This is a genomic window from uncultured Cedecea sp., assembly GCF_947498825.1.
Classification (GTDB): Bacteria; Pseudomonadota; Gammaproteobacteria; order Enterobacterales; family Enterobacteriaceae; genus JGM124.
This window is the reverse complement of the sequence record NZ_CANMLV010000030.1, coordinates 23,182-43,977: the sequence shown is the minus strand read 5'-3', so window position 1 is coordinate 43,977 and position 20,796 is coordinate 23,182. Positions and strand designations below refer to the sequence as shown.

General features: G+C 47.6%; 20 protein-coding genes and 1 pseudogene. 13 read left to right on the top strand and 8 right to left on the bottom strand.

What is annotated here, in order from left to right; translation table 11 throughout:
• The 6 genes and pseudogenes from Q1A40_RS21115 to rlmB form a co-directional block, all read left to right on the top strand.
• Positions 1–1,669: pseudogene (locus tag Q1A40_RS21115) on the top strand (hypothetical protein); the annotation flags it as partial.
• Positions 1,666–2,022 (top strand): hypothetical protein, encoded by a 357-nt coding sequence (locus tag Q1A40_RS21110; RefSeq protein WP_300004976.1) that lies wholly within the window; start codon positions 1,666–1,668, stop codon positions 2,020–2,022. The pseudogene Q1A40_RS21115 and the gene Q1A40_RS21110, both read left to right, overlap by 4 nt.
• 280 nt (positions 2,023–2,302) lie before the next feature.
• The gene (locus Q1A40_RS21105) at positions 2,303–2,500 is read left to right on the top strand and encodes a DUF2065 family protein (RefSeq protein ID WP_300004974.1); all 198 of its coding nucleotides are present in this window, start codon (positions 2,303–2,305) and stop codon (positions 2,498–2,500) included.
• Between the two features lie 102 nt (positions 2,501–2,602).
• Complete coding sequence (locus Q1A40_RS21100; protein WP_300004972.1) at positions 2,603–3,901, top strand: adenylosuccinate synthase; 1,299 nt, start codon at positions 2,603–2,605, stop codon at positions 3,899–3,901.
• Between the two features lie 594 nt (positions 3,902–4,495).
• Positions 4,496–6,991, top strand: coding sequence for a ribonuclease R (rnr, locus tag Q1A40_RS21095; RefSeq protein ID WP_300004970.1), 2,496 nt, complete (start codon positions 4,496–4,498; stop codon positions 6,989–6,991).
• 95 nt (positions 6,992–7,086) lie between these two features.
• Positions 7,087–7,821, top strand: a complete 735-nt coding sequence (gene rlmB / locus Q1A40_RS21090) for a 23S rRNA (guanosine(2251)-2'-O)-methyltransferase RlmB (RefSeq protein ID WP_300004968.1) — start codon at positions 7,087–7,089, stop codon at positions 7,819–7,821.
• 113 nt (positions 7,822–7,934) lie between these two features.
• Here the strand turns inward: rlmB and Q1A40_RS21085 are convergent, their stop codons facing one another.
• Genes Q1A40_RS21085 through Q1A40_RS21060 form a run of 6 tightly spaced genes read right to left on the bottom strand, consistent with a single transcriptional unit; the run spans position 7,935 to position 14,917 of the window.
• Complete coding sequence (locus Q1A40_RS21085) at positions 7,935–8,984, bottom strand: osmoprotectant NAGGN system M42 family peptidase (protein WP_300004966.1); 1,050 nt, start codon at positions 8,982–8,984, stop codon at positions 7,935–7,937.
• A 5-nt stretch (positions 8,985–8,989) separates the two neighbouring features.
• Positions 8,990–9,760 (bottom strand): GntR family transcriptional regulator, encoded by a 771-nt coding sequence (locus tag Q1A40_RS21080; RefSeq protein WP_300004964.1) that lies wholly within the window; start codon positions 9,758–9,760, stop codon positions 8,990–8,992.
• 8 nt (positions 9,761–9,768) lie between these two features.
• Positions 9,769–10,581 carry an ABC transporter ATP-binding protein gene (locus tag Q1A40_RS21075; protein WP_300004963.1) on the bottom strand — a complete coding sequence of 271 codons (813 nt, stop codon included), beginning with the start codon at positions 10,579–10,581 and terminating at the stop codon, positions 9,769–9,771.
• Positions 10,578–12,395, bottom strand: coding sequence for a dipeptide/oligopeptide/nickel ABC transporter permease/ATP-binding protein (locus Q1A40_RS21070; RefSeq protein WP_300004961.1), 1,818 nt, complete (start codon positions 12,393–12,395; stop codon positions 10,578–10,580). Before Q1A40_RS21070 ends, Q1A40_RS21075 begins: the two co-directional genes overlap by 4 nt.
• Positions 12,392–13,339 carry an ABC transporter permease gene (locus Q1A40_RS21065; RefSeq protein ID WP_300004990.1) on the bottom strand — a complete coding sequence of 316 codons (948 nt, stop codon included), beginning with the start codon at positions 13,337–13,339 and terminating at the stop codon, positions 12,392–12,394. The genes Q1A40_RS21070 and Q1A40_RS21065 overlap by 4 nt, the downstream gene beginning before the upstream one ends.
• Before the next feature lie 18 nt (positions 13,340–13,357).
• Positions 13,358–14,917: an ABC transporter substrate-binding protein gene (locus tag Q1A40_RS21060; RefSeq protein WP_300004959.1), complete on the bottom strand. Its 1,560-nt coding sequence runs from the start codon at positions 14,915–14,917 to the stop codon at positions 13,358–13,360.
• Positions 14,918–15,077: 160 nt separating this feature from the next.
• On the opposite strand from Q1A40_RS21060, the gene Q1A40_RS21055 reads away from it, so the two are divergent.
• Positions 15,078–15,731: a DUF1028 domain-containing protein gene (locus Q1A40_RS21055; protein ID WP_300004956.1), complete on the top strand. Its 654-nt coding sequence runs from the start codon at positions 15,078–15,080 to the stop codon at positions 15,729–15,731.
• A 268-nt stretch (positions 15,732–15,999) separates the two neighbouring features.
• On the opposite strand, the gene Q1A40_RS21050 is transcribed toward Q1A40_RS21055, so the two are convergent.
• Positions 16,000–16,275: a YdgH/BhsA/McbA-like domain containing protein gene (locus Q1A40_RS21050; protein WP_300004954.1), complete on the bottom strand. Its 276-nt coding sequence runs from the start codon at positions 16,273–16,275 to the stop codon at positions 16,000–16,002.
• Positions 16,276–16,886: 611 nt separating this feature from the next.
• Here Q1A40_RS21050 and yjfP point away from each other — a divergent pair.
• The 5 genes from yjfP (at position 16,887) to rplI (ending at position 19,256) form a co-directional block, all read left to right on the top strand.
• Positions 16,887–17,615 carry an esterase gene (gene yjfP, locus Q1A40_RS21045; RefSeq protein ID WP_300004952.1) on the top strand — a complete coding sequence of 243 codons (729 nt, stop codon included), beginning with the start codon at positions 16,887–16,889 and terminating at the stop codon, positions 17,613–17,615.
• 199 nt (positions 17,616–17,814) lie between these two features.
• Positions 17,815–18,210 carry a 30S ribosomal protein S6 gene (gene rpsF, locus Q1A40_RS21040; RefSeq protein ID WP_300004950.1) on the top strand — a complete coding sequence of 132 codons (396 nt, stop codon included), beginning with the start codon at positions 17,815–17,817 and terminating at the stop codon, positions 18,208–18,210.
• 8 nt (positions 18,211–18,218) lie between these two features.
• Positions 18,219–18,533, top strand: a complete 315-nt coding sequence (gene priB, locus Q1A40_RS21035; protein WP_300004988.1) for a primosomal replication protein N — start codon at positions 18,219–18,221, stop codon at positions 18,531–18,533.
• Positions 18,534–18,537: 4 nt separating this feature from the next.
• Positions 18,538–18,765, top strand: coding sequence for a 30S ribosomal protein S18 (gene rpsR, locus Q1A40_RS21030; protein WP_000135199.1), 228 nt, complete (start codon positions 18,538–18,540; stop codon positions 18,763–18,765).
• Positions 18,766–18,806: 41 nt separating this feature from the next.
• A complete protein-coding gene (gene rplI, locus Q1A40_RS21025) occupies positions 18,807–19,256 on the top strand; it encodes a 50S ribosomal protein L9 (protein ID WP_300004917.1) in 450 nt (149 codons plus the stop codon).
• Between the two features lie 81 nt (positions 19,257–19,337).
• Here the strand turns inward: rplI and Q1A40_RS21020 are convergent, their stop codons facing one another.
• The gene (locus Q1A40_RS21020) at positions 19,338–19,940 is read right to left on the bottom strand and encodes an OapA family protein (protein WP_300004914.1); all 603 of its coding nucleotides are present in this window, start codon (positions 19,938–19,940) and stop codon (positions 19,338–19,340) included.
• A 174-nt stretch (positions 19,941–20,114) separates the two neighbouring features.
• Here Q1A40_RS21020 and fklB point away from each other — a divergent pair, with 174 nt between their 5' ends.
• Positions 20,115–20,735, top strand: coding sequence for an FKBP-type peptidyl-prolyl cis-trans isomerase (gene fklB / locus Q1A40_RS21015; RefSeq protein ID WP_300004911.1), 621 nt, complete (start codon positions 20,115–20,117; stop codon positions 20,733–20,735).
• Positions 20,736–20,796 lie beyond the last annotated feature (61 nt).

Sequence of the window (20,796 nt, the reverse complement as noted above, 5' to 3'; positions counted from 1 at the left end):
AAAGCCTGCCGCTAACGCACAGGCACCCGCGGCCAAACCTGCAGCAAAGCCTGCGGCGAAAGCCTCTGCTCCGGCGGCAAAGCCTGCAGCTAACGCACAGGCACTCGCGGCCAAACCTGCAGCTAAAGTACCGGCACCTGCAGCAAAGCCAGCTGCTAACGTACCGACCTCAGCAGCAAAACCTGCGGCTAATCCCCCACTCCAAAAGAGTGATAATTTTTCCTTATCTACTCTTGCCAGCCATAACTTCCTGAGTAATAAACAGCAGGCTCAGAAAAGTAAAGAGATAGCGGAATGTCAGACCACTCTGTGCAAAATGAGCAAAGAAGCACAGTGGGCAGTCACCGACCTGGCCCAGGGTGCCAGTTTTGCGGCAGGTTTGGCTGCCGGTGTGCCGGTCGGGCTGTATGAAACAGTTGACGGGATTGTGAAAGCAGCCAGTAGCCCGGCGGAAGTTTACAGCGCGCTGAAAGCCTTGGCTGAAAATGGAAATATCCTGGGTAACCTGGCCTCAGCGGTGAAACAGTCCTGGACAGACAGTATCGATCGCATGGAAGCAGAGTATCAAAAGGGCAGTATCAGCGGTGCGTTTAATGCCGGTGTTGAGGGCGGCAAACTCACGGCAGATATGGGTGGACTGGTAACGAGTGGCACGGGGCTGTTGAAAAGTGGCATAGTCGCCACAGAGAAGGCCGTTGCTAAAGCCGCCGGCAAGGTTGACTCAGTGGCTAAAGCAGGAGCCGATATGGCTCTGCCACCCGCCAGTGCTCCTGAGCGTATGGCAGAGTATATGGCCCCTAAGGTGATTTCTGATACCTCAGAAGCAGCCAGACTTGCACTGAAAAACTCCACGCATTTAACCATTCCGTCGCTGGAAAATCCTTTCCTCGGTAGAGGGCGGGTGGACAAATTAACTTTCGCTATTCCTCAGCAAACGAAAGTCGCTGAACAGTTGCTGGATATCGGTATCAAAGCCAGTATCGCCGGTATTACTGCCACGACGTTTAAGGATGTCGCCGACAGGATAACCGTTGATGAACTGAATCATATTACTGCCCTGAGCACCGCTGGAAATCCTGCTGTTACGGGCGATTACCTGAGCGCACTGCAAGATAAGTATGCGCCTGTGCATACCGGGAATGCTCAGTTGCCGGATACGGGCCTGCGCAACACCGGCGGCCATCAGTCATTAGTCCCCCAGACGCCAGGCCATACCGGTCATCATCAGATCCCTGTCTCGGGAGCGATGCATACTGGAAATACTGCAGGTGTGACGGATATCGGTATAAAGGCTACAATAACACCGATCCCACAGGGGCCAAGTTTGGATGATTTGGCTTATCTGGCAGGAGGTTATGAGCCAAATAAGGGCGCAGTTGGGAATATAGGGGAGTTCTTTACACAATCCGGTTTTGGTCGTGAAATAAAAGGGCTATCTACAAAAACCAGTAAGCAATATCAGGGTCAAAGTATTTATAAGGCGACTGATAGTATTGGCAATTTTATAAAACCAGGCGATCAGTTTTATCTTGATGCCAGCCATAAAAACCATATTGAGGTTTTTGACAGAACAGGTACAAAAGTACAGGCCGTGCTTAATCTTGATGGTTCATACAACGATAAAAAAACTAAAGCAGCCAGGGCTGAAGGAAGGAAACTACCTAAATGATAAATATTAAAGAGTTAGATAAATTTAAAGAGGCTTATTTAGATTTATTGAAAACAAAGAAAAATAGTGTTGATGATATCTATTTGTCATGTGGCCATTCAATTGCCAATAGTATTGAAAAGGATTTTAATAATCTTACATTAACGTTTGATTTATTTTTTAAAGCAAAAGAAAACAACGATGAACTGGCCATCCAGGCTGCGTTACTACGAATATCTACATTTTTATCAGGAATTAATGGAGTGCTAGAACAAACCAGGGAGGACGTTGATCGTTTTATCAAAATTCCTGATGTTGCAGAATTTCCCGACGACTATAAAATTCCAGAACATTACCATTATCCGATTAAGTAATAGTATCGGGACGTAAAAATGGCCTGGCAGTGACAAAGAACGTTGTGACCAATCTGTCAGCCCGCGTATCCCCACTGCCCCCTTGTCTGAGTTCGGCACTCCGCCAACTCAGACTTTTTAGTTTCAGGCTGTTACGGACATACTTGTAATAATTGAAAACGATAAAAATATCGTGATTAAGGCAAGAAAGGGTACTATCAGCGCCAGAATAACACGGCACCTGGTACGCACAGAGCGATGGAGCCATTCTGTCTCCGACTCGATGCAGGAATAACTTCATATGAATTCGACAATTTGGCTGGCACTGGCTTTAGTTTTGGTACTCGAAGGGCTGGGACCGATGCTTTATCCCAAGGCGTGGCGGCGTATGATCCTCGCATTTGCCCAATTACCTGAATCGCTGTTGCGACGTTTTGGCGGTGGTCTTGTGGTCGCAGGGGTCGTTATCTACTATATGTTGAGTCACAGCGCGGGCTGACCAAAAACCATGCATAATAATGCTAATTAGTGCACTAAAGTGGCTGATCATCCTTGAAACCGATGATAGAATCCATTTTTAAGCAAACGGTGATTTTGAAAAATGGGTAACAACGTCGTCGTACTGGGCACCCAATGGGGTGACGAAGGCAAGGGGAAAATTGTTGATCTCCTGACCGAACGGGCTAAATATGTTGTGCGCTATCAGGGTGGACACAACGCAGGCCATACTCTTGTAATTGACGGTGAAAAAACCGTCCTCCATCTTATTCCATCAGGTATTCTTCGCGACAATGTTACCAGCATCATTGGTAACGGTGTTGTTCTGTCGCCTGCGGCATTGATGAAAGAGATGACACAGCTTGAAGAGCGCGGTATTCCTGTACGCGAACGTCTGCTGTTATCTGAAGCTTGCCCGCTGATCCTCGATTATCACGTAGCGCTTGATGTTGCTCGTGAGAAAGCGCGTGGTGCTAAAGCTATCGGTACTACCGGTCGTGGTATTGGACCTGCTTACGAAGATAAAGTGGCTCGCCGTGGTCTGCGCGTGGGTGATCTGTTCGATAAAGCAACCTTTGCTGATAAACTGAAAGACGTTCTGGAATACCATAACTTCCAGTTAGTCAATTTCTACAAAGCTGAAGCGGTTGACTACCAGAAAGTACTGGACGATGTGATGGCGGTTGCCGACATCCTGACCAGTATGGTGGTTGATGTTTCTGACTTGTTAGACCAGGCACGTCAGCGCGGTGACTTCATTATGTTTGAAGGCGCGCAGGGTACCTTACTGGATATCGACCACGGTACCTATCCGTATGTGACCTCTTCTAACACCACTGCGGGCGGTGTAGCGACAGGTTCTGGTATCGGTCCACGTTATGTCGATTACGTTCTGGGTATCATTAAAGCGTACTCTACGCGTGTGGGTGCGGGTCCGTTCCCAACTGAGTTGTTTGATGATATCGGTGAGTTCTTGTGCAAACAGGGCAACGAATTTGGTGCTACCACCGGTCGTCGTCGTCGTACCGGCTGGCTTGATGCTGTTGCCGTTCGCCGCGCTGTACAGATCAACTCCCTGTCTGGCTTCTGCCTGACCAAGCTTGATGTACTGGACGGCCTGAAAGAAGTTAAAATTTGTGTGGCTTACCGCATGCCTGATGGCCGCGAAGTCACCACCACGCCAATGGCAGCAGACGACTGGGAAGGTATCGAGCCGATTTACGAAACGATGCCAGGCTGGTCTGAAACCACCTTTGGTGTAAAAGAGCGCAGTGGCTTGCCACAAGCGGCTCTGGACTATATTAAGCGTATTGAAGAGCTGACAGGTGTACCGATTGATATTATTTCAACCGGCCCGGATCGGACTGAAACCATGATTCTGCGTGATCCATTCGACGCATAACAGGTTAAAGGGGTGTGTTTTGCACACCCCATTCACAGTATTCCCCATCCTTTCATTCCCTCTTGCATAAATAAATTAGCGGGTATCTGCCTGGCTGGTTTATGATCAATATCATTAACAGATGATCTGTATCATGTGCTTGTCCGCCTAACAGATTGATGGTTATCGTTTGTTTTGCTCGTTATGTGCGCCAGATTTATATTATAAACGTTGTTACTCACCGCAAATATGACTGGCACGACTAAGATTAAAGAGAGTATGACGTTTGGCTCACCTTGAGTTCAGGGTGAAAATATTAATCAACACGCCACCAGGGCTATCTGATACCGATATCTCGTGCGGGCAAATTTCCAGCCTTATCATTGAATATGCTGAGGCTAACAACTAAAAATTTCGCTTTAAAGCGAACAACAGCAATACTTTAGTCCTACGATTTCACGTAATGTATGAAACAGGACGGATGTAGGGGATGAGCGGTTTAAGCGCTGTCAGATAAAAATGACCAGCCTAAAATAACCCCCTCCCCATTGCTGACCCATTTTGCTGGAGCTAACGCAATGCGTGCAGGTTCCAGATGACAACGGAGGAACCGCAATGTCAAAAGATCCTTTTCAGGAAAGAGAAGCCGGAAAATATGAAAATCCGATCCCAAGTCGGGAATTTATTCTCGATCTTCTTTCTCAGAGAGAAAAACCCGCCAGCCGGGAAGAGCTGGCTGAAGCACTAAATATTACTGATGAAGAGCAGCTGGAAGCGCTGCGCCGTCGTCTGCGCGCCATGGAGCGTGACGGACAACTGGTCTTTACCCGTCGTCAATGCTACGCCTTGCCAGAACGTCTGGATTTGCTCAAAGGTAAAGTTATCGGCCATCGCGATGGCTTTGGTTTTCTGCGCGTAGAAGGCCGCAAAGACGATCTTTATCTCTCTTCCGAGCAGATGAAAATGTGTATGCACGGCGATATTGCCCTGGTACAGCCTTTAGGCGCTGACCGCAAGGGGCGTCGTGAAGCCCGCATCGTGCGTGTTCTGGAAGCCAGAACCGGGCAAATCGTTGGGCGTTACTTTACCGATGCTGGTGTCGGTTTTGTGGTACCGGACGACAGTCGCCTGAGTTTCGATATTCTGATCCCGCCTGAAAATATTATGGGCGCGCGTATGGGCTTTGTGGTGGTGGTTGAACTCACCCAAAGACCCACACGACGCACCAAGGCTGTCGGTAAGATTGTTGAAGTATTAGGTGACAATATGGGAACCGGTATGGCAGTGGATATGGCACTGCGTACCCATGAAATTCCTTATGTGTGGCCAAAAGAAGTTGAAGCCCAGGTTGCAGGACTGAAAGAAGAAGTCCCGGAAGAAGCGAAAGTTGGCCGTGTTGACCTGCGTGATTTACCGTTGATGACTATCGATGGAGAAGATGCGCGCGACTTCGATGATGCGGTATTCTGTGAGAAAAAACGCGGGGGCGGCTGGCGTCTTTGGGTGGCTATCGCTGATGTGAGCTACTATGTACGTCCTCCAACGCCGCTGGATGCTGAAGCACGCAACCGCGGAACCTCGGTCTACTTCCCGTCACAAGTGATACCGATGCTGCCGGAAGTGCTGTCTAACGGTCTGTGCTCGCTGAACCCACAAGTCGACAGACTCTGTATGGTGTGTGAGATGACAGTTTCAGCTAGCGGCCGTTTGACGGGCTCCAAGTTCTATGAAGCAGTTATGCGTTCCCATGCTCGCCTGACCTACACCAAAGTCTGGCATGTGTTGCAGGGTGACGAAGAGTTACGTGAGCAATATGCGCCGCTGGTGAAGCATATTGAAGAACTGCACCGTCTCTATAAAGCCCTGGAAATTTCGCGCACTCAGCGTGGCGGGATCTCTTTTGAGAGCGAAGAAGCCAAGTTTATCTTCAATGCTGAACGCCGTATTGAGCGGGTAGAACAGACAGTACGTAATGATGCGCATAAGCTGATTGAGGAGTGCATGATCCTCGCCAATATTTCAGCCGCGCGTTTTGTTGAAAAGAACAATGAACCAGCACTGTTCCGCGATCATGACAGGCCTGGTAATGACGCCATTACTGCATTCCGTTCGGTACTGGCTGAGCTGGGACTGGAATTACCGGGTGGTCAGAAACCAGAACCGCGTGACTACGCTGAGTTACTGACCTCAATCGCCGATCGCCCCGATCATGAAATGCTGCAAACGATGTTGCTGCGCTCAATGAAACAGGCGATTTACGATCCGGAAAACCGCGGTCACTTTGGCTTAGCATTGCAGTCCTATGCACACTTTACCTCACCGATTCGCCGTTATCCGGATTTACTGCTGCATCGTGCGATTAAGTATTTGCTGGCGAAAGAGCAGGGGCATCAGGGGAACAGCACTGAGTCAGGTGGCTGGCACTACAGCATGGAAGAGATGTTGCAACTGGGTCAGCACTGTTCCATGGCTGAACGCCGGGCTGATGAAGCAACCCGTGAAGTTTCTGACTGGCTTAAATGCGATTTTATGCAAGATCAGGTCGGTCAGGTATTCAACGGTATTATTGCCAGCGTAACGGGCTTTGGTTTCTTTGTCCGTCTGGATGAGCTGTTTATCGATGGTCTGGTACATGTCTCTTCACTTGATAATGACTATTACCGTTTCGACCAGGTAGGCCAGCGGCTGATTGGTGAATCGGGCGGTAAAACCTATCGCCTTGGTGATAAAGTTGAAGTTCGTGTTGAGGCTGTCCATATGGATGAGCGTAAAATCGACTTTGCTCTGATTTCCAGCCAGCGAGTCGCGCGTGGTGAAGGTAAAACGCAAAAAGACCGGGCGAAGAAGAAGTCTGCGGGTTCTCCTTCAAAACGTCGGGATGCTGGCAAACGTCAGAACTTTGAGCCTGATAGCGAATTTCGCCCGGCGAAAAAAAGTGGTAAAGGGAAACCTGGAAAAGCGGGCAGTAACGAGAAAGGCAGCGCAAAAGTGAAGCCTGAAAAAACGGGCAGTAAAGCGAAGAAAGCCAAAGCGCCTTCAGATAAAACCCGTAAAATAGCGGCGGCCACTAAGGCTAAACGCGCAGCGAAAAAGCAGGCTACATCCGAGTAGCTTGACGTTATGATAGGTGTATCGTTATCCCTGCCAGATGTCTGGCAGGGTATAAAACAACACAGACACACCATGGTCTGAAATGAGTGAAATCAATGAGTGAAATTATTTACGGCATCCATGCGGTTCAGGCTTTGCTTGAAAACGCTCCACAACGTTTTCAGGAAGTGTTTATTCTGAAAGGGCGTGAAGATAAGCGCTTGATGCCGCTTATTAAAGCACTGGAAGCGCAAGGTGTTGTGATTCAGGTCGCTAACCGCCAGTGGCTTGATGACAAGGCTGAAGGCGCAGTGCACCAGGGGATTATCGCGCGGGTAAAACCGGGCCGTCAGTATCAGGAAAGTTCCCTGCCGGATCTGCTGGCAGAACATGAACGTCCTTTCTTGTTGATCCTCGATGGCGTAACCGATCCACATAATCTCGGTGCCTGCTTGCGTAGTGCTGATGCTGCAGGTGTGCACGCGATTATTGTACCGAAAGATCGTTCAGCTCAGCTTAATGCCACAGCCAAGAAAGTGGCTTGTGGGGCCGCAGAAAATGTTCCCTTGATTCGGGTAACTAATCTCGCGCGCACCATGCGTCTGTTACAGGAAGAGAATGTCTGGATCGTCGGGACCGCCGGCGAAGCCACGCATACTCTGTTTGAGAGCAAGTTTAACGGACCCATTGCTTTAGTGATGGGAGCAGAAGGTGAAGGTATGCGCCGGCTGACTCGGGAACACTGTGATGAACTGATCAGTATTCCAATGGCTGGTACGGTTTCTTCGTTAAACGTCTCGGTTGCTACCGGGGTTTGCCTGTTTGAAATTGTGCGTCAGCGTGCTCTGTAGTTAATCGCCCAGGGGCTCGGCTATCGAGCCCCTGGGGAACAATCCCATCGTTTATTTGAATTCCCGCCTGGTGCATAACTGACCAGAACCCTTTGCGTGAGTCGCAGGGAGAGTTATTGTCCGGGCAATGGGACCAAATCACTTTCTATATAACGCCTTACCAGTGTGGCTAATGCCACTAATGAATCCATATGCGTTCTTTCCCAGCCATGGGAGCTATCCAGGGCAAAGCAGGCTAATGCCGCGCGGATATCCCATCCGGCATCAATCGCTGCGGCACTGTCTGAACGATAATGTTTAAACGTATCCCGTACATGAGGAATGTCATGCTGTTGGCATAACTGTAGCAAATGGCGAGTTATTGCCAAATCAAATGGCCCTGTTCTGTCGCGAAAGGCTAATGTCAGAGCATCATCTCGAGTTGTTTGGTCTGGCCCTGATACCGAATTATCTATTGCTAATAGTTCCTGGACCTGAGGGCCAAAGCCATGTGTTCCGCCTATGCCGACCTCTTCAGAAATCGTGAACATAATTTGGCATGACACCGCCGGAAGAATCCCGTCATCCACGAGAGATTTTAGGGCTGCTAGCATCACGGCACAGCCTGCTTTATCATCCAAATGGCGAGAGACGATAAAGCCGTTATCCATAAATTCGGGTTGCGCATCCACCGCTACAATATCGCCGACATTTAAACCATGCGCGTGTAAGTCGGCTTCATTGTAACAAGGAGCATCCAGGCGAATTTCCAGATTGTCCCAGTCGGCAATTTGGGTATCCACTTCGGTGTTAAAACGATGCCCGGAAGCCTTTAAAGGCAAAATCGTACCGCGATACTGGTGATTATCACTAAACACCGTCACTCTTGCGCCTTCGGCAAAACGGGCTGCCCATGTGCCAGTATTCCGAAGGGCCAGGCGGCCATTGGATTTTAATTGGGTAACCATCGCCCCCAATGTATCCAAGTGGGCGGCCAGAGCACGCTGAGGTTGTTCCGACCCTAAGGTAATGTACAGCACGCCACGACGGGTATATTGAGGAACAAAACCCAATTCTGTGAGCCACTGATGAGTCTGGGCAACGGCTTTCTCCGTCATTCCGACTGGACTTGGCGTTTGTAGAAGAGTGCGCAATACCTTGGTCAGATATGCTGTATCGATCATGATTTTTACCTGTCTTCACTTAAAAAGCGTTCTTGTAACGTGGCCTGTAATTCCAACATGATTTGCTCTGCATAATTCATATGTGCTTCCATGACGGATTGTACTTTTTCTGCATTTTTCCGGCGTAAGGCTTCGATTAATTGGTATTGATATTCAATACCCTGGCATCGATCAACCGGCTCTGGCTTTAAGTAAATGTCCTTACAAACCGCTAAATCCTTCAGTAATCTCTGAAGAAAATGACATATAAATACCAGAAGCACATTGTCGGAATAGCTGGCAACAACCGTATGGAAATCGAGCTCTGCCATACGTTGCTGCCAGCGCTCATCTTCATCCACTGGTTCATGGTCATAGATAGCGATAATCTCATACAGTTTTTGAATACCGGCATTATCGATATTCTCCATCGCACTGACGGCCACCACGGGCTCCAACAATTTACGTAAGGTGTAGATATCTTTAATAGAAATATTACGCGTAAACAGATAGTTAGATAACAGGCTCATGGCGCGTGATTCGGTCATAGAATCAATAAATGCCCCACCGCCTGGCCCGGTTTTAGTTCTTATTAGCCCTTGAACCTCCAGAGATTTTAGCGCTTCTCTGACAGTACTTTTACTCGCGCTATAGCGCTCAATCAGATCTTTTTCTTGCGGTAATCGATCACCTGGGGTGAGATTATCCGCCATAATGGTTTCTTTTATGGCATTCACAATTTCATCTGTCCGTTTGATACGAACCGGATCATTAGCTGATGTCTTATCGATGCTCATAGTTGCTCTTAATCAGTTTCAATAGATGGCCCAATATGTATACGTGGCGCGCTGGCAATTAAGTTCTGAGTATACGCATGTTCAGGAGCGTCAAAAAGCTGGCGAGTTTCGCGACATTCAAGTAACTCTCCCAGATAGAGTACCGCTACTCTATCGGCAATGGATTCCACGACCGCTAAATCGTGGCTAATAAATAAATACGAAAGTGCGAATTGTGCTTTTAACTCTTCCAGAAGCAACAGAACCTGAGCTTGAACCGACACATCTAAAGCGCTCACGGGTTCATCAAGCACTAATATTCGTGCATCGGCGGCGAGGGCTCTGGCAATCGCCAGGCGTTGAGCCTGGCCTCCAGAAAACTCATGGGGATAGCAAGCGAGAGAGTCGACCGGCATATTGACGGCTTCGAGCAATTCTGCCAGTCGCTTGTTGCGTTGTGGCGAGGTCATCTGTTTTAAATATTTCAGAGGAACCGATAAGGTTTCACCAATGGTTTTTCGAGGATTTAGCGATGCGACAGGATCTTGAAAAACATATTGAATTTCCTGACCAAAGGCTTTAGCTCCTTGCTTCTTCCACTGTGTCTTGGTTTGACCTGACACCCGGATAGTGCCTGAGCTTTCATTTTCCAGACCGACTAAAATTCGCGCAAGAGTGCTTTTTCCCGAGCCACTTTCACCGACAACCGCCAAAGTTTCCCCTTCATAGAGTGATAATGAAATATTTTTCAGAGCATGAACTTGCCGGCCTTTTGGATGAAATAAACTGCGAGGCCGGCCAAATGTTTTCACCACTTGATCCACTTCAATAACGCTATTCATGATGTCTCCTGCGCTACTTTTAGATTTTCATCATCGGCTTGACTGCGATAAAGCGCAGCGACTTGGGTTAGAAACTGACGGCCTTCACCCAGTTTCGGTACGCTGGCTATTAACCGTTGGGTATAGGGATGCTGCGGATCTTGCAATACTGACTGAGTGGCTCCTGTCTCGACAATCTCTCCGTGCTGTAATACGGCAACGCGATCGCAGATTTGATTGATTACGGCAAAATCATGCGTGATAAAGAGCAATGCGACTCCACGCTCACGGCGTAATTTATTCAGTAATTCCAGAATTTTTGCCTGAATGGTGACATCCAAAGCGGTTGTTGGCTCATCGGCAATGATCAATATAGGGTCGTTAGCCAATGCCATGGCAATACCGACTCTCTGTCGCTGTCCTCCTGATAGTTCATGGGGATAAGCACTGAATTGTTCCGCGGCATTCTGGATACCCACGCTATCAAGTAGCTCAATAGCTTGTTTTTTTGCCGCTTGCTGACCTAAGGCTTGGTGGGCGGTAATGGCTTCTTGAAGCTGCGCACCTATAGTGAACTGGGGATGTAGCGTCGTAAGCGGATCTTGGAAAATATAAGACACTCGCGCGCCGCGGCGACGTTGTAAAATAGCAAGAGGTAAAGAGAGCATCTCTTCATGTTCTACATAAATCCCTCCGCCGGTGATAACCGCAGGAGGAGACGCCAGCAGGCCCATTATAGACAAAGCTGTGACACTCTTACCTGAGCCACTTTCCCCGATCAAACCAAAGCACTCACCGCGGGCAACGCTAAAGTTAATGCCTTTGACGGTGGGGCGCAGTTGCTGACCCTGACGAAACGCCACCCTGAGATCTTTGACTTCTAGTACGACTTGTTTACCAAGTTCTTTGGCTGGAATATCCACGCGGTCAGTTTCAGTTACCGGCTGTGAGCGGTATAACGCTCCCGATTTTAGGCGCGGATCGAGAATATCGCGAACCCCATCGCCTAATAGGTTAAAACTGATAACTATCAAGAAGATCATCACGCCAGGCACTAAGGCAACGTGGGGGGCAACAAACATTTGCGCGCGCCCTTGCCCTAACATTGAACCGAGATCGGCATTGGGTGGCTGAGTGCCAAGACCCAAGAATGAGAGGCCTGCAGTCTCTAAAATCATCCAACCAATGGTCGTTGACATGGTGACCACAATAATCGGCAATACATTAGGTAAAACTTCGGTCAATAATACTTGGAAATGATTTTTGCCTGACAGGCGGGCGGCTTGTATAAAATCTCTGTCGCGTAATCCGACGGTTAACCCACGAATATTTCGTGCAAAGAAGGGAATGTTAACTAAAGCAATGGCATACAGCGCATTCAATAGTCCGGGACCTAATACTGCCACAATAGCCAGCGCCAACAATATATAGGGGAAAGCCATTAGCATATCGATACAGCGCATTAATATCGTATCAGTACGCTGTCCTACATAGCCGGCAACTAAACCAATCAGTGTTCCAAAAAATGCCGCAATGAGTGTGGCGGATATTCCGACCATCAGCGACACTCTTGTTCCCCATAACAGGCGAGATAAAATATCACGGCCTAAATGATCCGTTCCTAATATATGCCCCGATGAAAAAACAGGTAATAAACGATTTTCCAGATCTGTTTGGTCGGGATTATCCAGCGGTAGCCAAGGAGCTAATAGCACCAGCAGTATGATAATCGAGATAATCACTAATCCAATAGTGGCAAGCCGGTTGGCAAGGAGCAAAGTGCCTACAGACTGTCGTTGGCGATGTTGAATAATCGGTATAGTCGTTTGGTTCATGATTTCAACCTCGGGTCTAGCATGGCTTGCAGCACATCGGCAAACAAGTTAATAAACACGTAAGATGCAGCGGCAATCAGAACGCCCCCTTGAACGAGGAATAGATCACGCGTGGCGACGGCTTTGACCAGCATCGCGCCGAGCCCCGGCCACTGAAAGACAGTTTCAATGTAGACTGCTCCGCCAAACACAAAACCAGCTTGAATACCTATGACAGGGATCACTGACACTAACGCCATGCGAAATGCATGACGAAAAATCACTTGGCGTTCACTCACTCCTTTGGCTCTTGCTGTACGAATAAAATCGAGGCGTAAAACCTCTAACATAGCGGTGCGAGTTAAACGGGCAATCACGCCTGTCGCGACCAGTGATAAGGTTATCACTGGTAAAACAAGGTGATGTAATAAGTCGCTCAAACCGCCGCCTTGCCAAATATCGTACATTCCTGAGGCAGGAAACCACTGCAGCTGAACGGAGAAAACCATAATCATCAATAATCCAATCCAAAAAGATGGCATTGAGATCCCTAATAAAACTGCCAGGGTAATAAATCTGTCGCTCCAGCTAAACTGGCGAATAGCAGAAATTATTCCTGCCAGTAGCCCAAGTATCGAGCTTAATAATAAGGCGCATCCACCGAGGACCAGGGTTGCTGAAAAACGCTCCAGTACTTCATCCACAACTGGACGATTCAGCACAAATGACCGGCCAAAATCCCCTGATATTAAGTTGTACATCCAGATAAAATACTGTTGATAGAGAGGCTTATCTAAGCCTAGTTCAGCTTTAACACGGGTAACATTCTCGGGGGTCGCCCAAGGGCCAAGCAAGGCTTGAGCAGGGTCCCCGGGAATCATTGCCATGATTAGAAAAACGATTAGTGTTAAACCGATCAGTATGGGAATCGTCGCTAAAATGCGCTTTAAACAGTATATCCACATCATTTTTTCCCCATTAAATTAATTTTTGCGAACATCTTTGAGTAATAGATTAAAGTTCGGCTGTAATTTAAAGTTTTGGACATGTTCACTGGCGACGGCATTTTGCTTCCAATTGGCTACAAATAACCAAGGCGCATCTTGATGAACGATTCTTTGGACTTGATGATACAAAGCGGCACGTTCCTCAAGGTCATTGGTAATCCGGGCCTTATTTAGCAACGTATCAAGTTGTTTATTACTGTAATAGCCTGAATTGAAACCGCCTTTATCCGGCCAGGATGCCGAGTGTAAGGTGAGAAATGGCAAAGTATCAGGATCGTTAGTCATCCATGCCATTTCCGCCATATGCGCTTCTTTTAGTCCGGCATTAACCTTAGATAAATAGGTATTCCATTCAAAAGTTTGAATTTCAACTGATAGCCCCACTGCTTTTAAATCGGCTTGAATAGCTGTTGCCATCGGGATCGGATCTAACATGCCAGATCCCCCCTCAGTGACATAAAAAATGATTTTTTTGCCTTCCGCACCAGCCTCTTTAATCAGCTCGCGAGCTTTGTTGGGATCATAAGGATAGGGGGCGGTTTGTTTATCAAACGCCCAATCAAATGCTGAGGGAATCGGTCCCTCGGCAACATCGGCTGAATCCTGAAGAATATATTTAACGATGTTTTGTTTATTAACCGCGTAGTTCACCGCCTGTCTGACACGAACATTATCGAAAGGAGGCTGGGATGCATTCAGCATGCTGTACCACACATGCGGGCCTGTAGCTTCATACAGGTTAAAGCGATTATCTTTTGCAAAAAGAGGGACATTATCGGCAGGTACTTCCACGATGGCATCAATGCCCCCCGATAGCATCTCCGCCACGCGGGTATTGGCATCAGTAATTGGGCGAAATACCACGTGCTTTAAACTTGGCTTGCCATCCCAGTAATCTTGATTGGCGGAGACGACCACTCGTTGGTTGGCCGTCCACTCATCAAACTTAAATGGCCCAGTACCGTTAGGATGACGACTGAAATCTTTGCCATATTGCTTAACCGCAGCTGGGGAAACAATAAGCCCGGCGGGTGTCGCCAGATTTGATAAGAAGGGGGCAAAAGGCTCTTTTAATTTAAAGACCACGGTTAAGTCATCAGGCACATCAATTTTATCGATAGCAGAGAAGAAAAAAGACAGAGGAAATGGCCCGGTGGAATAGTAGGGGTGGTTTTTATCGAGCATTCTCTCAAATGTGAATTTCACCGCTTGAGCATTAAATGGGGTGCCATCGTGAAACTGAATGTGGTCGCGCAATTGAAATGTGTAAGTCAGCCCATCGTCGCTGATGTGCCATGACTTCGCTAGCGATGGCTCAAGGGTCAATGTACCGTCGGCATTCCGCACGAGCCCCTCATAAATATTAACCAAAATCCGTGAATCGTTTGCTGCTGTCGCAACCTGTGGGTCAAGTGATTGCGGTTCGGCAACCTGCCCCAGGAGCAGGACATCACGGAACTTTGATGCTAAAGCCGGCTGTGAAAACAGAGAGAGCAGCATAATTCCTGCTATCCACCGCCTTAAACGTATTCTCATGTAACCTCCCGGAACTGACCGCACAGATGATTTTTGAAATGATATTTGTGTCAATTTTGTTAACTGCTTTATCTTTTTTATTTATTTGTGATGATAAATTAGCTTATATGCAATAATTTATAATGATAAATTTGAGCGATGTCTATTTTTAGAGGTGTAAATGACGTTTTCAATCGTGGCGCGTTGTCCAGGAACAGGGGTAATTGGTGCCGCAACGGCAACTGCTGGTCCTGCTGTCGGCGCATTAGTCCTTCACGGTGCCAGTTTGACCGGGGCAATCGCGACACAGGCCATGACTAATCCCGTGGCTGGCCTGAAAGGTATTGAATGGCTACAGCAGGGACTCTGTGCGAGAGCCAGTCTGGAAATGATGCTCGCCGAGGATGATGGCCGAGATTTGAGACAATGGATCATCATCGATAGCCAGGGGCAGAGTGTTGACTGGACAGGTCGTTCTTGTTTACCCTGGTGTGGCAGTCTGTCAGAAGAAAATCTCGCCATAGCGGGTAATATGTTAGTTGGTGAGCAGGTAATTAAAGCGATGCGACACAGCTACCAGAAAAATAGCGAGTGTGAATTTGCTGAAAGGTTATTACTTGCTATGCAAGCAGGCGCAAAAGCGGGGGGTGACTATCGTGGCATAGGCTCTGCTGCATTAAAAGTGTGGAATAAGCGCCAGTATGCCGATATTGATATCCGTTGTGATTGGTCTACAGATCCCTTAGGACAGCTTGTTGTTATTCTTAAACAAGTTCGAGCCGCGGATTATGTGAATTTCTTTGCGCAGATCCCGACAGGGAACGACTCTGTTTAGGGACATTTCTGTAAGCGTTAGAATTGTTGCTCAGTCATCATTAAAGCTGGCTGCGCTGTCTTTTTACCCGGATAACCATCCTTGATGCGGTGCACTATATTCGGTCATTGGCGAGTAATGTGGGAGATATTCTGGTGGGGTGCACGGGATATAAAAACATAAATCGCTTGCATCACCGATGGCCGGGGCCGGTATTAAATGATGTTTAATCGGCAAATATCATTAAATACCCGTCCTGCCGTGCCATGGGTGATGAAGCTGAAATTTTTCAGGCATAGATAATCACTTGTGCTTGCCAGCTTTCAGTCGGTAAATCCTCCTCAAGCTGGATAATACGGTAATAAGATGCCCCTTGTTCACTGGCTTTCAGGGCGATAACCTTTTCTACATCATATGGACTGCCTACCATGTCATTGACGGACATCGTACCAATTTCATTTAATCCGGTGACACAGTCTGCCGCGACATCCTCAGCAGAACGAGCCAAAGGCGGGAGCAGGCTCATAGATGAGAGCAAGTTCGTTAAGGCATTTGATCGTTTCATTGTCGGCTCCTTTTATTTATATCCCGATAGCGCTGGACATTCCTTTGCAGAATCAAACTACAGTTCTTTCCTGAGCTCGTAGTTCATTGTGCACAATAAAGAATAAATCTGTGAAAGCATGTGTAAATATCAATAAATAACGTTTATTTATTAATAACTCACAGACATATTCATCAGTAATAAAGGCTTATCAATAACAGGGATAGTGCTCGAAATGATACTGGCATCATTGCCGGTAAAACTTCTATCTTCATGCTTCACATTATTTAAATGTGAATATCTGTAGATAGACTCGTAATATCTTTGTTAATGTATTCGGCTATATGTGACTTGCTATTAACATATTTATTACAATTCAAGTTTAATGGCTTAAAATATAACGTTGTTAATCAGTCAGCGATAACCGAGAGAGTCGCCTCTTCAGCCCCATTTCATCATGTTTTTATTATAGTTTGAATACGTTGCCAGCGATGGAGGAATGCCTGTTATTTGCTATCTCCGACACATTTTTTTATGAGCGAAAAAGGAAAATTGCAAGCCAGATCTCATCCTGATAATAATCGTTGGTGGGGTTTATTTTTTTTGACAGCAAATATTGAGGATAGTGACCCGTGATAGAGATTAATCTCGAAAAAATCGGCGCAAGGGAGTTTTTACATGCAACGCCTTCAGGATGCCATAACACACCATTACCGACGTTGTTTTTTTATCACGGATTCCTTTCATCAAAACTGGTGTATAGCTACTTTTCCATCGCTTTAGCGCAGGCTGGATTCAGGGTCATTATGCCGGATGCGGATCAACACGGTGCGCGTTTTACTGGTGATGAAAATCGCCGTCTGGAGCAGTTCTGGTCAATTCTGCAAAAAAATATTGATGAATTTCCCGAACTTCATCAGCTGGCGTTAGAAAAGTCATGGATTGAGGATAATAAAGTGGCCGTTGCCGGAGCTTCGATGGGGGGAATGACGGCACTGGGAATTATGGCGCGTCATCCTGAGGTGCGTGCCGTGGCCTGTTTGATGGGATCAGGCTATTTTTCCTCTCTCGCTACGACACTGTTTCCACCCGCTCCAAGGGAAAGTGATAAGGTGATGGCGACATTAGCGTCTTATGATATTGAACACCAACTTGGCAAATTGGCGGATCGCCCTTTGCTATTGTGGCATGGCGAAGATGATGATGTCGTCCCTGTGACTGAAACCCAAAGGTTGCAACAGGCTCTCTCCATTCGGCAGCTTGATACACGGCTGACCTGCTTATTGGAGCCGGGGGTAAAACACCGCATCACTCCCTCAGCGCTGAGCGCCACCACGGCGTTTTTCGAACAGAATTTTTAGCCATCTCTTCATTAATTCAACGGATTAAAACGTGATTTCCTTCGTGCTCAAAATTAATCCACTCAGGCCTTGAGTTTAGGCGGCGGTATAAGTATTATTACGCGTCAATTTTTCAGCCGCATTTCAAACAACGTTCCTTGCTTCCATGGGCCGCGGCTGACCCTGACAGGAGGCTGAATAATCCGTAAGGAGCAATTCGATGCGTCATTACGAAATCGTTTTTATGGTCCATCCTGACCAGAGCGAACAGGTTCCGGGTATGATCGAACGTTACACTGGTGCAATTACTGCAGCAGAAGGTACGATCCACCGTCTGGAAGACTGGGGCCGCCGTCAGCTGGCTTACCCAATCAACAAACTGCACAAAGCTCACTACGTTCTGATGAACGTTGAAGCTCCGCAGGAAGTGATTGATGAGCTGGAAACTAACTTCCGCTTCAACGACGCCGTTATCCGCAACATGGTTATGCGCGTTAAGCACGCGGTTACCGAAGCATCTCCAATGGTTAAAGCAAAAGACGAACGCCGTGAGCGTCGTGACGATTTTGCTGGCGAAACCGCTGACGATGCAGATGCTGGGGATTCTGAAGAGTAATTCTGATGATGGCCAACCGGTTAGTGTTGTCTGGCACTGTGTGTAAGACACCGCTTCGTAAGGTCAGCCCCTCAGGAATTCCTCATTGTCAGTTCGTGCTTGAGCACCGTTCTGTGCAAGAGGAAGCCGGTTTTAACCGGCAGGCCTGGTGCCGAATGCCTGTAATTGTTAGCGGGCAGATGAACCAAGCCATTACTCACAGTATAACGGTCGGTACGCAACTCACTGTTCATGGTTTTATCAGTTGTCATCAGACAAAAAATGGCCTGAACAAAATGGTATTGCATGCCGAGCAGATTGATTTGATAGATTCTGGAGACTAGCCATATGGCACGTTATTTCCGTCGTCGCAAGTTCTGCCGTTTCACCGCGGAAGGCGTTCAAGAGATTGACTATAAAGACATCGCTACGCTGAAAAACTATATCACCGAAAGCGGTAAGATTGTCCCAAGCCGTATCACCGGTACCCGTGCTAAGTATCAGCGTCAGCTGGCTCGCGCTATTAAACGCGCTCGCTACCTGTCTCTGCTGCCGTACACTGATCGTCATCAGTAATCGGTCACGGTCCATTAATACGACTTTGAGAGGATAAGGTAATGCAAGTTATTCTGCTTGATAAAGTAGCAAATCTGGGTAGCCTGGGTGATCAGGTTAACGTTAAAGCGGGTTATGCTCGTAACTTCTTAGTACCACAGGGTAAAGCTGTTCCTGCAACTAAGAAAAATGTGGAGTTTTTCGAAGCTCGCCGTGCTGAACTGGAAGCTAAGCTTTCTGAAGTTCTGGCTGCTGCCGAAGCACGTGCTGCGAAAATCACTGCACTGGAAACCGTTGTTATCGCTTCTAAAGCGGGTGACGAAGGTAAATTGTTCGGTTCTATCGGTACACGTGATATCGCTGATGCAGTTACTGCTGCTGGCGTTAGCGTTGCTAAGAGTGAAGTTCGCCTGCCGAACGGCGTTCTGCGCACCACCGGTGAGCATGAAGTGGACTTCCAGGTTCACAGCGAAGTATTCGCTAAACTGACTGTAAACGTTGTTGCTGAATAATTAATTATTCACACCGTTTTTAACGCCAGCCTCGTGCTGGCGTTTTTATGTGTTTCATACCGAAAAATCCCCTAAGACTTATTAACGTCCCAGTCTGAAGCTGCCATCTTGCTGACGAGTGAAATGGACTTGTTTATTGTCTTTTTCATTTTCAATAGATAATCCTGTCACTACTCCATCTTCATTCTCAAGAATACGCACAGTCTGACCCGCTTGCAGATTACTCAGGGCTTTATCACTTCCTTCGACCTGGGCCATTGCATAGACATCAGTGGGGGGTAAATTATTATCCCTGAATAATTGCGCCATAGTCTGCCCCGGTGCAATCTGATAGGTATGCCATTGTCCTCCGGTATCACTATTCTGAACCGCAACTTCTGCCGGTGGAGGGGATGTATTATTGTCTGGTGCGATGGGCTGACTTTCAGAGGTGTTGCTATTTTCAGCGCTATCGTAAGAAGGCACTACCAGATTGGCCTGTAATGGCAGAGTCGCCTCGCTATTCAGTTGAATAGCTTGGGGCTTGGGCGGAGGGGGATCTGTTGGCCATAAGAAGCAGACACAGATGACTATCGCACTGGCAATGATCCCGCGGCGATGGGCCGGGGGAAGAGGATCCATAATTCGGAAATATTCAGGTGCGTGCCAGACCTTTCTCAGCCAGAACTTCGCGGCGAATCGCATCGCTAACCTCCTCATGTAATCCATTGTCTTATGCATTTTAACAACGTGAAATGCACTGAGTTTGTAGAATACATTGTTCCTGTTTTATTACCTGCTGGTCAATTGCATTTTACCGGGCAGGTACAACGCTGTTATGCTTGCCACTGATATTCAAACCCTATGAAAGGATAATCCATGACAACTCCTGCTTTTGACAGCGTTGAAGCACAAGCAAGCTACGGTATTGGTTTACAGATTGGTCAACAACTGAGTGAATCTGGCCTGGAAGGTTTACTGCCAGAAGCCCTGCTCGCTGGTTTGACTGATGCACTGGAAGGTAATGCTCCAGTGGTACCCGTAGACGTGGTTCACCGCGCTCTGCGTGAAGTGCATGAACGCGCTGATGCAGTACGTCAGGAACGTCAAAAAGAGCTGGCTGTTGAAGGCCAGAAGTATCTGGAAGCTAACGCGCAGAAAGAAGGCGTGAACAGCACAGAATCAGGCCTGCAGTTCCGTGTACTGACTCAGGGTGAAGGGGCTATTCCTGCCCGTACCGATCATGTTCGTGTTCACTACACCGGCAAACTGGTCGATGGCACAGTATTCGACAGCTCCGTACAGCGCGGCGAACCGGCTGAGTTCCCGGTTAATGGTGTTATCGCAGGCTGGATTGAAGCGCTGACATTAATGCCTGTAGGTTCTAAATGGGAACTGACTATCCCTTACAACCTCGCTTATGGCGAGCGTGGTGCGGGTGCCTCTATCCCACCATTTAGCACCCTGGTCTTTGAAGTTGAACTGTTAGATATCATCTAATCTTTCATGTTCAAACTTCCGATAAAAATGGCCCTTTCGGGCCATTTTTATCGATAAAACC